Annotated in this window: 13 protein-coding genes; 11 read left to right on the top strand and 2 right to left on the bottom strand. The window is 69.8% G+C overall.

All coding sequences use genetic code 11. The annotated features are described in order from the left end of the window. The first annotated feature begins 34 nt into the window (after window positions 1–34). From ACGFNP_RS18400 to ACGFNP_RS18390, 3 genes are all read left to right on the top strand, one after another. Window positions 35–1,387, top strand: a complete 1,353-nt coding sequence (locus ACGFNP_RS18400; RefSeq protein ID WP_393319927.1) for a formimidoylglutamate deiminase — start codon at window positions 35–37, stop codon at window positions 1,385–1,387. 5 nt (window positions 1,388–1,392) lie between these two features. After that, window positions 1,393–1,737 (top strand): amidohydrolase family protein, encoded by a 345-nt coding sequence (locus tag ACGFNP_RS18395; protein ID WP_393321547.1) that lies wholly within the window; start codon window positions 1,393–1,395, stop codon window positions 1,735–1,737. 106 nt (window positions 1,738–1,843) lie between these two features. Continuing rightward, on the top strand, window positions 1,844–2,785 hold the full coding sequence (locus tag ACGFNP_RS18390; RefSeq protein ID WP_219526709.1) for an RNA polymerase sigma factor RpoD/SigA: 942 nt from the start codon (window positions 1,844–1,846) through the stop codon (window positions 2,783–2,785). A 181-nt stretch (window positions 2,786–2,966) separates the two neighbouring features. On the opposite strand, the gene ACGFNP_RS18385 is transcribed toward ACGFNP_RS18390, so the two are convergent. After that, window positions 2,967–3,536 (bottom strand): TetR family transcriptional regulator, encoded by a 570-nt coding sequence (locus ACGFNP_RS18385; protein ID WP_358317272.1) that lies wholly within the window; start codon window positions 3,534–3,536, stop codon window positions 2,967–2,969. Between the two features lie 84 nt (window positions 3,537–3,620). Between ACGFNP_RS18385 and ACGFNP_RS18380 the strand changes: the two genes are divergently transcribed. Then, a complete protein-coding gene (locus tag ACGFNP_RS18380) occupies window positions 3,621–4,418 on the top strand; it encodes an alpha/beta fold hydrolase (protein ID WP_393319923.1) in 798 nt (265 codons plus the stop codon). On the opposite strand, the gene ACGFNP_RS18375 is transcribed toward ACGFNP_RS18380, so the two are convergent. Then, complete coding sequence (locus ACGFNP_RS18375) at window positions 4,419–5,333, bottom strand: ABC transporter substrate-binding protein (protein WP_393319920.1); 915 nt, start codon at window positions 5,331–5,333, stop codon at window positions 4,419–4,421. It lies immediately after the preceding gene. A gap of 188 nt (window positions 5,334–5,521) precedes the next feature. Between ACGFNP_RS18375 and ACGFNP_RS18370 the strand changes: the two genes are divergently transcribed. From ACGFNP_RS18370 to ACGFNP_RS18340, 7 genes are all read left to right on the top strand, one after another. Beyond that, a complete protein-coding gene (locus tag ACGFNP_RS18370; protein ID WP_358317278.1) occupies window positions 5,522–6,838 on the top strand; it encodes an ammonium transporter in 1,317 nt (438 codons plus the stop codon). After that, window positions 6,835–7,173: a P-II family nitrogen regulator gene (locus ACGFNP_RS18365; RefSeq protein WP_184756141.1), complete on the top strand. Its 339-nt coding sequence runs from the start codon at window positions 6,835–6,837 to the stop codon at window positions 7,171–7,173. The genes ACGFNP_RS18370 and ACGFNP_RS18365 overlap by 4 nt, the downstream gene beginning before the upstream one ends. Further along, the gene (locus ACGFNP_RS18360; protein ID WP_358317280.1) at window positions 7,170–9,395 is read left to right on the top strand and encodes a [protein-PII] uridylyltransferase; all 2,226 of its coding nucleotides are present in this window, start codon (window positions 7,170–7,172) and stop codon (window positions 9,393–9,395) included. The genes ACGFNP_RS18365 and ACGFNP_RS18360 overlap by 4 nt, the downstream gene beginning before the upstream one ends. Before the next feature lie 132 nt (window positions 9,396–9,527). Beyond that, a complete protein-coding gene (locus tag ACGFNP_RS18355) occupies window positions 9,528–12,425 on the top strand; it encodes a nitrate- and nitrite sensing domain-containing protein (protein ID WP_358317282.1) in 2,898 nt (965 codons plus the stop codon). 25 nt (window positions 12,426–12,450) lie between these two features. Beyond that, complete coding sequence (locus tag ACGFNP_RS18350) at window positions 12,451–12,873, top strand: roadblock/LC7 domain-containing protein (protein ID WP_214641598.1); 423 nt, start codon at window positions 12,451–12,453, stop codon at window positions 12,871–12,873. A gap of 26 nt (window positions 12,874–12,899) precedes the next feature. Next, window positions 12,900–13,262 (top strand): DUF742 domain-containing protein, encoded by a 363-nt coding sequence (locus ACGFNP_RS18345; protein ID WP_358317284.1) that lies wholly within the window; start codon window positions 12,900–12,902, stop codon window positions 13,260–13,262. Then, window positions 13,243–13,821, top strand: a complete 579-nt coding sequence (locus tag ACGFNP_RS18340; protein WP_393319913.1) for an ATP/GTP-binding protein — start codon at window positions 13,243–13,245, stop codon at window positions 13,819–13,821. Before ACGFNP_RS18345 ends, ACGFNP_RS18340 begins: the two co-directional genes overlap by 20 nt. Window positions 13,822–13,829: the final 8 nt, after the last annotated feature.

Here is a 13,829-nt window from a genome sequence, read left to right as displayed (position 1 = left end):
CGGGAGTCGCCCTCGCGAACGTTCTGGAGGACCTGTGTCGGTGACCTACTGGTGCGAACACGCCTGGCTGCCCGACGGCGTCGTCGAAAGCGTGCTCGTCGAGGTCGACGGGACCCGCGTCGCCGCCGTGACCCAAGGGGAGCCGGGCGGCGCCGAACGCCTGGCGGGCCTGACGATCCCCGGCCTGGCCAACGCCCACTCCCACGCCTTCCACCGGGCGCTGCGCGGGGCCACGCAGGCGGGCGCGGGCGACTTCTGGACGTGGCGCGACCGGATGTACGAGGTGGCCGCGGCGCTCGACCCCGACAGCTACCTGGCGCTGGCCAGGGCCGCCTACGCGGAGATGGCGCTGGCCGGGATCACCTGTGTGGGCGAGTTCCACTATCTGCACCACGCGCCGAACGGACGGCCGTACGAGGACGCGAACGCGATGGGCCACGCGCTCATCCAGGCCGCCCGCGAGGCGGGCCTGCGCATCGCGCTGCTCGACACCTGCTACCTGACGGGCGGCATCGGCATGGGCACGGCGGCCGGGAGCGGGGGCGGCACGCACCTGGCGGGGACGCAGGTGCGCTTCGGGGACGGCGACGCCGACCGGTGGGCGAACCGGGCCGGCGACCTGGCCGCCGCCTACGAGGGGCAGCACGACGTGGAGATCGGCGCCGCCGTCCACTCGGTGCGGGCCGTGCCGCCGGAGCAGATGCCGGTGATCGCCGAGTTCTCCCACCACCATGCCGCGCCGCTCCACGCGCACGTCTCCGAGCAGCGGGCGGAGAACGCCGCGTGCGTGGAGATGTACGCGGCCAGCCCGGTGCAGGTACTGCACGAGCGGGGCGTGCTCGGGCCGCGGTCCACCGCCGTGCACGCCACCCACCTGAGCGACGTCGACATCGAGCTGCTCGCCCAGTCGGGCACGCACATCTGCATGTGTCCCACCACCGAACGCGACCTCGCCGACGGCATCGGGCCCGCCAGGACGCTGTTCGACCACGGCGCGCCGATCACGCTCGGCTCCGACAGCCATGCCGTCATCGACCTGTTCGAGGAGGCCCGCGCGGTCGAGCTGAACGAACGGCTGGCCACCGGCGAACGCGGCCACTGGCGCGCCGCCGAGCTCCTGACCGCCGCGGCCGGCGCGGGCCACACCTCGCTGGGTTTCCCCGACGCCGGGCTGCTCGTGCCGGGCGCGTGGGCCGACCTGGTCTCGGTACGCCTCGACTCGGTCCGTACGGCGGGCACCGGCGGGCTGGAGGCGGTGGTGTTCGCGGCGACGGCGGCCGACGTGCACTCGGTCGTCTCAGGTGGCCGGCGCGTCGTGTCGGAGGGCCGGCACACGCTGGGTGACGTGGGCGCCATGCTGACCGAGGCGATCGGACGGGTCCGATGACCACTGTGCTGTTCGACGGGATCAAGCTGCTCTACACCGGGGATCCGGAGCGTGAGGAGATCGAGGACGCGGCGCTGGCCACCGACTGCAATCCCGGGTCGTCCTACACCTCGTCGATGGCGTTCTGCGTGGCGCTGGCCGTACGGGAGATGGGCATGACGCCGCTGGAGGCGGTCAGGGCCGCGACGCGCGGTGGGGCCCGCGCGCTGCGGCGTACAGACGTAGGATGGCTGCGGCCGGGAGCCCGCGCGGACCTCGTCGTGCTGGACGCCCCTTCTTACGTACATCTGGCCTATCGACCCGGTGTTCCCCTCGTTCACCAGGTGTTTCTCGGCGGTCTCCTCCTTTAGGAGGACATCCAGAACCGTCCCCTGGTCGTAGCTCTTTAGGGAATCTTTGCATCTGGCCGGACGTTGGCCGGATATAGAACGCAGCTGCGGAACGAGGTGCCTGGGGATGGCAAGGCCTACGGGGAGTCGCACGCAGGAGCAGCACGTCGCTGATCGCGATCTGCTGGGGACCTACCTGGCGGAAATCGGGCGGGTCCCGCTGCTCACGGCGGAGGAAGAGGTGGAGCTCGCCAAGCGCATCGAGGCGGGCCTCTTCGCCGAGCAGCTGCTCGACAGCGGGGGCTCGGAGCCGCGCATCGGCGACGCCGCCGATGAGGAGCTGGAGCGCGTCGCGATCTCCGGCCAGCGGGCGAAAGACGAGTTCATCCAGGCGAACCTTCGCCTGGTGGTAGCGGTCGCGCGCAAGTATTCGGGGCGCGGCATGCCACTGATCGACCTGGTCCAGGAGGGGAACCTGGGCCTGGTGCGCGCGGTGGAGAAGTTCGACTACAAGCGGGGGTACAAGTTCTCGACATACGCCACGTGGTGGATCAGGCAGTCCGTGGGCCGGGCCATCCACGAGCAGGCGCGGCCGGTCCGGCTGCCCACGCACGCGGGTGAGCAGATGACCAGGCTGATGCGGGTGCGCAGGGACATGCTGGCGGAGTTCGACGTCGAACCGACCGACGACGACCTCGCCGGGATCCTCGAACTACCGATCGAGCGGGTCCGCGAGCTACGCCGCTGGGCGTCCGACCCGGTGTCGCTGCAGCTCGGCGTGGGCGACGAGGACGAGACCGAGCTGGGCGACATGATCGCCGACGAGACCTGGGCCGATCCGGAGCAGCAGGCGATCGACATCCTGGAGCGCGAACGGCTCGACCAGTGGCTGACGGATCTCGAGGGGGACACCCGGGACATGCTGCGGTGGCGGTATGGCCTGGTCGACGGCCGCGAGCACACGCTCACTGAGGTGGGAGAGCGGTACGGGATCGGTCGCGACCGCGCCCGCCGCATCGAGCGCGACGCGCTGGCCCGTCTACGCAAGATGGCCACCGCGGCGGCTTAAGAACCATTTTCTTTTACGGCTGAGCACGGTGGGTGCCACCCGCCGTGCTCAGCTGGCGTCTGTCCAGGGGCACGCTCCTCCGGTGGAGCGGGCCGGGCGCCGTGACGTGCGCATTCTTGGCCCCGGTCCGTGGATCGGGCTGGGCGCCGCGTCCCCCTATGGGCGGTGCTGGGCGCGCCCTCTACGGGCGTCGCAGGAGGCGTCGTAGGAATTCCTCCACCGCTGCCTCCGCTGTGTCTCGGTCGCCGCCTCTGGCGACCAGCAGGGCGCTCTCGTTGATGGCGGCCAGGAGCATGTGGGCGTGCAGGTCCAGGAACTCGGCGGGGATCGCGTCCGTGGCCTGTAGGGCGAGCTTCAGGCTGCCGAACGAGTAACGCTCCTCCAACGCCCGCCACTGCTCCCAGCCCAGCACCGACGGCGCGTCGATCAGCACGATGCGCTGGATCACCGGATCGCCCGCGAGCCTGATCCAGGCCAGCATGCCCGCCCGGAGCACCTCGGCGGGGTCGTCGATGCCCTTGACCGCCTTGAGGATCTCCAGGCCGATGGCGGCTTCCGTTGCCTCCAACACCGCCTCGAACAGGGCGTCCTTGCCCGCGTAGTGGTGGTAGAGAGCGCCCCTGCTGAGGCCGGATTCCTGGAGCACCGCCTCGATCGAGGTGCCCTCGTAGCCGTGTTCGGCGAACAGCCGCGTGGCGATCGCGAGGAGCTGGTCGCGGGTGGCCGCGCCGCGTTCCGCCTTGAGGTTCATGGCACCACTCTAGACAAACCGACAGTCAGTCGGTAATTTCATAGACCGACAGTCGGTTTGTTATCCGGGAAAAGGAGTCAGGCCATGGACGGCATCAGCTACGTGGACGTCGGCGAGGGGCCGGTCGCCCTGTTCGTGCACGGCGTCGGCACCAGTTCGTACCTGTGGCGCAACGTCATCGCCGAGCTGCGCGACGAGCGCAGATGCGTGGCGATCGACCTGCCCCTGCACGGCGGCAGCGCGCCGCGCGACGATCTCTCGATCCCCGCGCTGGCCGAGGCGGTGGCCGAGCTCTGCGCCGAGCTCGGCCTGGACCGGGTCGACCTTGTCGCCAACGACACGGGCGGCGCGGTGGCGCAGGTCTTCGCCGTGCGGCACCCGGAGCGGCTGCGCTCGCTCACGCTCACCAACTGCGACGTGCACACCAACACGCCGCCGGAGTCGTTCAAGCCCACGGTCGACCTGGCGGCCCGGGGCGAGCTCGCGCCGCTGACCGCCGCCGTGCTGGATCAGCCGGAGCTGCTGGCCCAGACGGCGTTCGGCGACGGCTACGAGCGCATCGACGATCCGGCGGACCTGGTCGACCACTTCCTGCGGCCGATCTTCGACAAGCCCGGCGGGCCGCTCGCCTTCGAGCGGCTGCTGACCTCGATCGACGCCAAGGACATGGTCGCGATCGAGCCGCTGCTCACCGTGCTGGCCGTGCCGACGCTGGTGGTGTGGGGGACCGGCGACGTCTTCTTCGACGTGAGCTGGGCCCACTGGCTGCGCGACACGATCCCCGGCGTCAAGGAGGTCGTGGAGATCGAGGGCGGGCGGCTGTTCTTCCCCGATGAGCGGGCGAGTGAGCTCGTGCCGCACCTGCGCCGGTTCTGGGGCTGATCAGACGAGCGGGGCCAGGTATTTGTCCAGGTCGTCGAGGATCCCGCCCGCGGCGGTGACGCCGATGCCGAGCATCCAGACCTCGTCGTCCACGTTGTGGGCATTGCCCGACTTGACGGCCCCGAGGTTCTTCCAGAGCGGGCCGCCGGTCACCGAGGCCTGGCTCTTGGCCGCCGCCTGGCCGTACGCGCTGTAGAAGAGGGCGTCGGCGTCGGCCTGGGCGATGTTCTCCTGGCTCAGCTTGCCGAAGCGCTTGTCCTGCTGGCCGGCGAGCTGCTGCACCTCCGGCCGCGGGATGCCGGCGTCGCCGACCACGATGCCGCTGAACGACTCGGGGCCGTACATCCGGATCTCCGTCGGCATGAAGCGGACGATGCTCACCTTCAGCTTCGCGTACTTGGCGCCGACCTGCTTGGCCCGCGTCTCATAGGCCGACAGCAGGCCGGTCGCCTGCTCCTTCTTGCCCAGGGCGTCGGCGTCGAGCAGGAAGTTCTGCTTCCAGGTGACGCCCACCTTCTCCGTGAACACGGTCGGGGCGATCTTGCTGAGCTTGTCGTAGAAGGCCGCCTGCCGGAACTTCGTGCCGAGGATGAGGTCCGGCTTGAGCGCCATGATGGCCTCGATGTTCGGCTGCTGGGTCGTGCCGACGGCCTTGGTCGCGGCCAGCGCCGAGCCGAGGTACTTCGGCCACGACTGGCTCTCGGTGGCCTGGGCCGCACCGACGGGGGCCAGGCCCAGGGAGACCATCGTGTCGAGCTTGTCGGTGTCGAGGACCACGACCCGCTTCGGCTCCATCGGCACCTTCGTCTGGCCCATGGCGTGCGTGATGGTCCTGGTCGGCCCCGTCTGCTGGGAAGTGGTCGCGGTGCCGCAGGCGGTGAGCACGAGGAGGGGGAGCAAGAGGGCCAGGCGCATGAGGGGTTCCTTGATCTCTTAGGTAAGGCGACCCTAAGTCTATGGCCGAAAGTTCCCCGTCAGTCATCCGAAACATGGACGAAACACCAGTGGGGCGAGATTCACGAATGTGAAACACACCTGGTCGAGCCACGAAACTCCGGGCGAACACGCTGTGGCCACACGTCACATGTAAGGAGGGTCGCGTCGTGAAGATCGATAGCGGCACGACAGCCTGGATGCTAGCGGCCACCGCGCTGGTGCTGCTCATGACACCAGGACTCGCGTTCTTCTACGGGGGCATGACCAGGGCCAAGAGCGTCCTGAACATGATGATGATGTCGTTCGTCAGCATCATCACCGTCACCATCGCCTGGGTGCTCTACGGGCACTCGTTCGCGTTCACCGACAACAGCATGTCCTGGCTCAACAATTTCGTCGGTGGTCTCGACGCCCTCGGGTTGCAGAGCCTGGTCGACACGGCCACGAAGACCGACGGCACCGGCATGCCCAACCTGGTCTTCTCGGCCTTCCAGCTGACGTTCGCCATCATCACCGTCGCGCTGATCAGCGGTGCGATCGCCGACCGCGCCAAGTTCGGCGCCTGGGTGCTGTTCAGCTTCATCTGGGCGAGCATCGTCTACTTCCCCGTCGCCCACTGGGTGTGGGGCACCGGCTGGCTGAACGCCCTCGGCATCGAGGACTTCGCCGGCGGCACGGTCGTCCACATCAACGCCGGTGCCGCGGCGCTGGCGCTGGCCCTGGTGCTGGGCAAGCGCAAGGGGTGGCGCAAGGAGCCGATGCGGCCGCACAACCTGACACTGGTGCTGCTCGGTGTGGGCCTCCTGTGGTTCGGCTGGTTCGGTTTCAACGCGGGCTCCGAGCTGGCGGTCGACGGCACGGCCGGCCTGGCGTTCATGAACACCCAGATCGCCACCGCCGTCGCGGCCGGCGCCTGGATCGTGGTGGAGAAGCTGCGCGACGGCCACGCCACCAGCCTCGGTGTCGCCTCCGGAGCGGTAGCCGGTCTGGTCGCCATCACCCCGGCCTGTGGCTTCATCGACCCCTGGGCCGCGATGCTGCTGGGCCTGATCGCCGGTGCGGTCTGCGCCTACGCGGTCGGCCTGAAGTACCGCTTCAACTTCGACGACTCGCTCGACGTGGTCGGCGTGCACCTGGTCGGCGGCGTGATCGGCGCCGTCTCGCTCGGCTTCCTGGCCGCGTACCCCTTCCTGGAGCAGCAGAACAAGGGCCTCTTCTACGGCGGTGGCCTCACCCAGCTCGGCCTCCAGGTGCTGGGCCCGATCGCCATCGGCGGCTACTCCTTCATCATCACCTGGGTCGTCGCTAAGATCATCGACAAGACGATGGGCTTCCGCATCCCGGTCGAGGACGAGGTCACCGGCATCGACGTCACCACCCACGCCGAGACGGGATACGACCTCGGCACGGTCCACGCTTCTGGCGTGTCCTCCCCGAACGGCCCGATCACCACGGCACCGGCACCCAAGAAGGTGGAAGCATGAGGCTCATCACCGCCGTCATCAAACCGTTCAAGCTGGACGACGTGAAGGCGGCCCTCGAACAGTTCGGCGTCAAGGGCATGACAGTCAGCGAGGCGAGCGGTTACGGCCGCCAGCGCGGCCACACCGAGGTCTACCGCGGTGCCGAGTACCAAGTGGACCTGGTCCCCAAGGTGCGCCTCGAGGTGCTGACCGAGGAGGAGGACGCCGAGGACGTGATCGACGTCATCGTCAAGGCGGCCCAGACAGGCAAGATCGGTGACGGCAAGGTGTGGTCCGTCCCGGTCGACACGGTGATCCGGGTCCGCACCGGAGAGCGGGGTCCAGAGGCCCTGTGAGGGGTGAGGCTCGTACCTACGCCGCGGCCCGCAAGGAGCGGGCCGCGGACACCGATCGCTGGCTCAAAGACCTCTTCCGCACGGCGAGTGACGGCGAGCACGTCGCGCTGGTCGCCGTGGGGAGCCTGGGGCGCGGAGAGCTGGCCCCTGGAAGCGACCTCGACCTGGTCCTCCTGCACAACGGCAGGGACGACGTGGCGAGGATCGCCGATCGCATCTGGTATCCGATCTGGGACTCCGCCGTCGGCCTCGACCATTCGGTGCGAACCGTGGACGAGGCCGTGTCGGTTGCCCGCGACGACCTCAAGGCCGTGCTGGGCCTCATCCAGGCCCGGCACATAGCGGGCGATCCCGAGCTGACGAAGAAGGCAAGGGAGGCGGTGCTCGCCGAGTGGCGCGCCGACTCCCGCCGCCGGCTCGGCGAGCTGCGCGAGTCGGCTGACCGGCGCGCCCAGGTCAGCGGTGAGCTGGCCTTCCTTCTCGAACCCGACCTCAAGGACGGCCGCGGCGGCCTTCGCGACGTCCAAGCCATGCAGGCCGTGGCAGCGGCCTGGGTCGCCTCCGCGCCCGGTCCCCGGGCGCGTGAGGCCTATGAGCTCATCCTCGACGTACGGCACGCCCTGCACATCGTCACCGCGCGCGGCACCGACAGGCTCGTGCTCCAGGAGCAGGACGCCGTCGCCGGACTGCTCGGGCTGCTCGACGCCGAGGCGCTGATGCGCAGGCTCGCCGAGGCGGGCCGGACCATCTCCCACGCCTTCGACGCCACGTGGCGCACGGTTGACAGACTCCTGTCGGGGCCGGCTCCACGGGGGCGCCGCCCGCTGGCCGACGGCGTGGTCGAGCACGGCGGTGAAGTGGTGCTCGCCCGTGGCGTCGACCCGCGCAAGGACCCGGTCCTGGTGCTGCGCGCCGCCGCCGCGGCGGCCGACTCGGGGCTGCCCCTCGCCCCCGCCACGATGTCCGTTCTGGCCGCTCAGTCGCCTCCGATGCCCGTGCCGTGGCCCGAGGAGGCCCGTGACGCGCTGGTGTCCATCCTCGGCGCGGGCCGCGCCGCCGTGCCCGTCTGGGAGGAGCTCGACCAGGCGGGCATCCTTGTCAAGCTGCTTCCTGACTGGGAGCGCGTACGGCACCGCCCGCAGCGCCACCCGATCCACCGGTTCACCGTCGACCGGCACCTGATCGAGGCGGCCGCGAACGCCGCCAGCCACACCCGCGAGGTGTCCCGCCCCGACCTGCTGCTGATCTCGGCGCTGTTCCACGACATCGGCAAGGGCTGGCCCGGTGACCACTCGGCCACCGGCGAGGTCGTGGTCCGCGACATCGCGGCCCGCATCGGCCTGCCCCCGCACGACGTCGACACGCTGGCCACGGTCGTCCGTCATCATCTGCTGCTGCCCGAGACCGCGACCCGCAGAGATCTCGACGATCCGGTCACGATCGAGAAGGTCGCCGCCACGGTCGGGTCGCGTGAGGTGCTCGAACTGCTCGCCGCGCTGGCCGTCTCCGACGGGCACGCCACCGGCCCGGCCGCCTGGAACGCCTGGAAGGCCGGGCTCGTCGCCGACCTCGTGCGCCGCGTCCGCTCCGTGCTGTCCGGCTCGCCGCCGCCCAAGCCGCCCAGCCTGTCGGCCGAGCAGGCCGCGCTGGCCCGCCACGGTGGCGGCGCCGTCCGCGTCATCGGGGGAGCCGTCACGGTCGTCGCCCCCGACCGGGCCGGGTTGCTGTGGAGCGCCGCCGGCGTGCTGGCCGCGCACCGGCTGATCGTCCGCTCCGCCTCGTCCGCCGCCGCCGGCTCCACCGCGGTGATCGAGTTCTCCGTCGTTCCCGAATACGGCTCCCCGCCGGACCCCGCCACGCTGGAAGCCGATCTTCGTCTGGTCCTTGCTGGACGCCTTGACATCGAACAGCGTCTGGCCCGCCGTACGAGGTCTATGAGGCCTGCTCGTGTTCCGGTCGCTCCACCCCGTGTGACCTTGGTAGACGATGCCTCTGCGACCGCCACGGTGGTCGAAGTCAGGGCCCATGACAGACCGGGACTCCTGTGGCGCATTGGACGGGCATTCGGTGAATGTGGTCTTGACGTGAGGGCCGCTCGCGTGGAGACTCTCGGCGCGGAGGCGGTGGACGTCTTCTACGTGGTCGATCGTGCCGGACGGCCCCTCAGTGACGGTGCGCAGCGGACCCAAGTCCGTGATCAGGTGCTCGCGGCACTTCGATAACCAACAGCACACACGAGCTACGGGTATGTTTGCAGCGATGTGCCCGTTTTGCCTGGAAGTCGGGTGCTCTTTACCTTATGAACCGGCCTGGACCCGCCGACGGATCGGGATGATTGAGGGGTAGCGGAAGCAGTGACTACGGGGAACTCCGAAAGCGGCCACGCCGCGAGGCAGGGACGCGGAAAGCGGACGCTGCCCCGGCTCGGGCTGCGCAACTGGCGGGTGAGATGGCGCCTCACCGCGCTGGTCCTGGTTCCTACCATGGCGGGAGTCGTGCTCGGGGGAGCGCGGGTGGTGAGCTCGGTGCAGAGCATCGGCGACTACGACCGCACGGCACTGGCCGCGGAGCAGGCCGGCCGGATCCGCGACCTGGTACAGGCACTCGGCCTGGAGCGTGACACTGGAGGCTGGATGGCCGCCTCCGCCAAGGTGCGCAAGAAGCTCACCGAGCCGTACAAGGAGCGCAAGCAGCGGGTCGACGCGCTGGTCAAGGCCGTGCAGGCCGACATGGCGGTGATGGACGAGTCCTACGGCGACCGCGTGCTCAACGCGGTCAAGCGGGCCCGCTACGACTTCAACGTCCTGAACAGGACCCGCAGCGAGGGCCAGAAGGACACCACTCGCTACGACTCGCTGCTCGACACGCTGCTCAAGCTGCACGACGAGCTGAGCCTGCTCAGTGACGACTCGCAGATCATCGGCCAGTTCCGCGCGCTGAGCGCGCTGGCGCGCGCGAAGGAGGAGGTGTCCAGGCAGCGGATCCAGTTGCTCAAGGGCTACTACAACTCCGCCAGCGTGGACGCCAAGGAGGTGGAGCGGTTCATCGCCTCCAACGCCAGGCAGCGCGCCGAGGTCGCGGCCGTCGGCCAGGAGGCCGGCCCCGTCGTGGGCCTCGCGCTGGCGAAGGCGATGACGGCGCCCGAATACTTCAACACCGAGCTGACCAAGGCCCGCGCCATTACGCTCGCCGCCGGCAAGGCGCCGGGCGTGCGGATCAGGGACGACCTGCTCGCCCAGACGGACCGCGCCAAGCCGGCGCCGGACCAGTGGTTCGACGACAACGCCGTCACCATCGACATCCTGCACTCGATCGAGGGCGATCTGAGCCAGAAGGTGGCGCTGCGCAGCCAGGAACTCCGCGACTCCGAGACCCGCAACGCGATCATCGCCGCTGTGTTGATCATAGCGCTATTGCTGCTCGTCCTGCTGTTCACCGTCGCGATCGCCCGCTCGATGGTGGCGCCGCTGCGCCGGCTGCGCGCCGAGGCCCTGGAGATCGCCGGGTTCCGGCTGCCCGACGTGGTGCGCAAGCTGCGTGTCACCGGTGACGCGCCCGCCGACATCCGCCCGATCGAGGTCGAGGGCGACGACGAGATCGGCGACGTGGCCAGGGCCTTCGACCAGGTGCACCGCCAGGCCGTACGGCTGGCGGGCGAGGAGGCCGACCTCCGCAGCAACATCAGCTCGATGTTCGTCAACCTTTCGCGCCGCACCCAGACGCTGGTGGAGCGGCAGATCTCGCTCATCGACGGCCTGGAGAAGGGCGAGCAGGACGGTGCCCGGCTGGCCGACCTGTTCAAGCTCGACCACCTGGCCACCCGCATGCGGCGCAACTCCGAGAACCTTCTGGTCCTGGCCGGGCACGAGGCCGCCCGCAGGCGCAGCCAGCCGGCCAAGCTGGTCGACGTGGTCCGCGCGGCGCTGTCGGAGGTCGAGGGGTACGAGCGCGCGCAGGTCAAGGTGCACCGGACCACCTCGGTGCTCGGCAGCGCGGCCAACGACCTGGTCCACCTGGTGGCCGAGCTGGTCGAGAACGCCATCCAGTTCTCGCCGAACAACACCAACGTCGTGGTGTCGAGCAGCCTCATCGAAGGCGGCGGCGCCCTGCTGTCGGTGAACGACGTCGGCATCAGCATGACCGAGGACGAGCTCGCCGAGGCCAACCGCCGCCTGGCCGAGCCGCCGGTCGTGGACGTGTCGGTGTCGCGGCGGATGGGCCTGTTCGTGGTCGGCCGGCTGGCGCTGCGCCACGGCATCCGGGTCCAGCTCCGCAAGGGCGACGGCGCCGGACTGATCGCCATGGTGCTGCTGCCGCCGTCGCTGATCTCCGACGGCAACCGGTCGCCGCTGCCTCAGCGGCCCGGCTTCGGGGGAACGCCCCCGAACGGCATGCCTCTGACCTCGATGCCCGCGAACGGCGCGCCTCCCGTCACGCCGCCCAACGGCGTTCCCGCGCCGAACGGGACGTTCCGCTCGTTCGCCACCTTCGACTCCTTCGACGCCGGCTCCGGGCCGTCTCAGCCCTTCACCGCCGACACGGACGGCGGCGCCCACCGGCCGTCCTACGACTCGGGCGGCTACCAGTCGTACCCGAGCCAGGCTCCGTCGTATCCCGACCCGGGGCAGGGTGCGCAGCCGCCCGGCCGGGCGCAGCCGGGGCTCCGTCCGCCGAGGTATCCGAACCAGCCCCCGTCGTACCCGGGCCAGGAGCGCACCGGCGCCTTCCCCTCCTTCCCCGGCCCCGTCGGTCCGGGCTCGGATGGTGCCTTCCAGACGCCTTACAGCACAGGTGAGGCGCGTCGGCCGGAGTCGCCGCCGTCGGTGGACGTCTCGCCCATGGAGCCAGGTCAGGAGGAGTTCCTGCCGATCTTCGCGGCCGTGGAATCCGCCTGGTTCCGCAAGCCGGCGGAAGAGCGGTCGCCGGAATCCTCGAGCCGGGATGAGTCAACCCCCCCACAAGCCGTACTCTCTGGGGAGGAATCGTGGCGAAACGCCGCCGACGCCGGTTGGCGGGCGGCGGCCGCCGCCACGAGCGATCCCAGCCTTGGGGGCACCACGTCCTCGGGGCTACCCAAGCGCACTCCTAAGGCGAACCTGGTTCCTGGTACGGCCGGCCCACCGCAGCAATCGCAGCGGCAGGCCCCGATGCCGCCGGTCTCCGCCGATCGGGCGCGCAGCAGGATGTCCAGCTTCCAGCAGGGAGTGCGGCGGGGTCGTGCGGAAGTACGTGGACAGGAGGAACAACAGTGATTGAGCGTCCTGCCGGGGAGGGCGAGTGACCACCCTTAGCCATGAGGCCCACAGGTTCGACTGGCTGATCACCGACTTCGTGCGGAACACGCCCGGAGTCGCGCATGCCGTCGTCGTCTCGGCCGACGGCCTCTGCCTGGCCAGTTCCGAGGGCTTCCCACCCGACCGCGCCGACCAGCTGGCGGCGGTGTCCGCGGGCCTGCTGAGCCTGACCGTGGGCGCGTCCAGGGTGTTCGAGGGCGGCTCGGTGTCGCAGACCGTCGTCGAGATGCAGCGCGGGCTGCTCGTCGTGATGGCGATCAGCGACGGCTCCGTGCTCACGGTGCTGGCCGGGATCGATTGCGACATGGGGCTGGTGGCGTACCAGATGACGCTGCTGGTCGACAGGGCGGGCCAGGCGCTGACGCCGGCCCTGCGCGCGGAACTGCAGGCGGCCAGGACGCGGTGATGCAATGGAACTGATGGGGGAGGGCCGTGTACGGCATTGACGGAACCGGGGAGGATGAGCCCCTGTTCCGTCCGTACGCGGTGACCGGCGGTCGTTCAGAGCCGCGCTACCACCTTGCGATGGAGACGCTGATCTCGTCGATGTCCATACCGGATGACGAGATGTCCATGCTCACTCCCGAGCAAGAGGCCATCATGCAACTCTGTCGCACGTTCCGGTCGGTCGCCGAGATCTCGGCCCTGCTCCGTGTCCCGCTGGGCGTGGCGAGAGTGCTCGTGGCGGACATGTCCGACGAAGGGCTTGTCCGCCTGCACCAGCCACGTCTCAGCGAGGGACAGCCAGACCTCAATATGCTCGAAAGGGTGCTCAGTGGACTTCGCAGGCTCTAGCCCCGGCCTCACGTCGACGAAGATCGTCGTCGCGGGCGGGTTCGGCGTCGGCAAGACGACGTTCGTGGGGGCGGTGTCCGAGATCCTGCCGCTCACCACGGAAGCGGTCATGACCGACGCGTCCGCGGGCATCGACGACCTCGGCATGACGCCGAACAAGCAGACGACGACCGTGGCCATGGACTTCGGTCGCGTCTCGCTCGACCGTGACCTGATCCTCTACCTGTTCGGTACGCCCGGGCAGCACCGGTTCTGGTTCATGTGGGACGACCTGGTGCGCGGCGCGATCGGCGCGGTGGTGCTGGTGGACACGCGGCGGCTGGCCGACAGCTTCCCCGCGATCGACTACTTCGAAGAGGCCAAGCTGCCGTTCGTGGTGGGCATCAACGGCTGGGACGGTCAGTTCCAGCACTCGGACGACGAGGTGCGCGAGGCGCTGGCGCTCTCGTCGCACGTGCCCATCGTGCGTACGGACGCGCGGCACCGCGAGTCGGTGAAGGGGACGCTGATCTCGCTCGTGGAGCACGTCGTACGCCTGCGTGCGGCGCCCGTCTCCTAGCAGGCAGC

Origin of the sequence: Nonomuraea sp. NPDC049269 (assembly GCF_043197155.1) — a bacterium.
In the GTDB taxonomy this organism is placed as follows: domain Bacteria; phylum Actinomycetota; class Actinomycetes; order Streptosporangiales; family Streptosporangiaceae; genus Nonomuraea.
The sequence above is the reverse complement of the archived record's forward strand: the minus strand, read 5'-3'. Positions and strand labels throughout refer to the sequence as shown.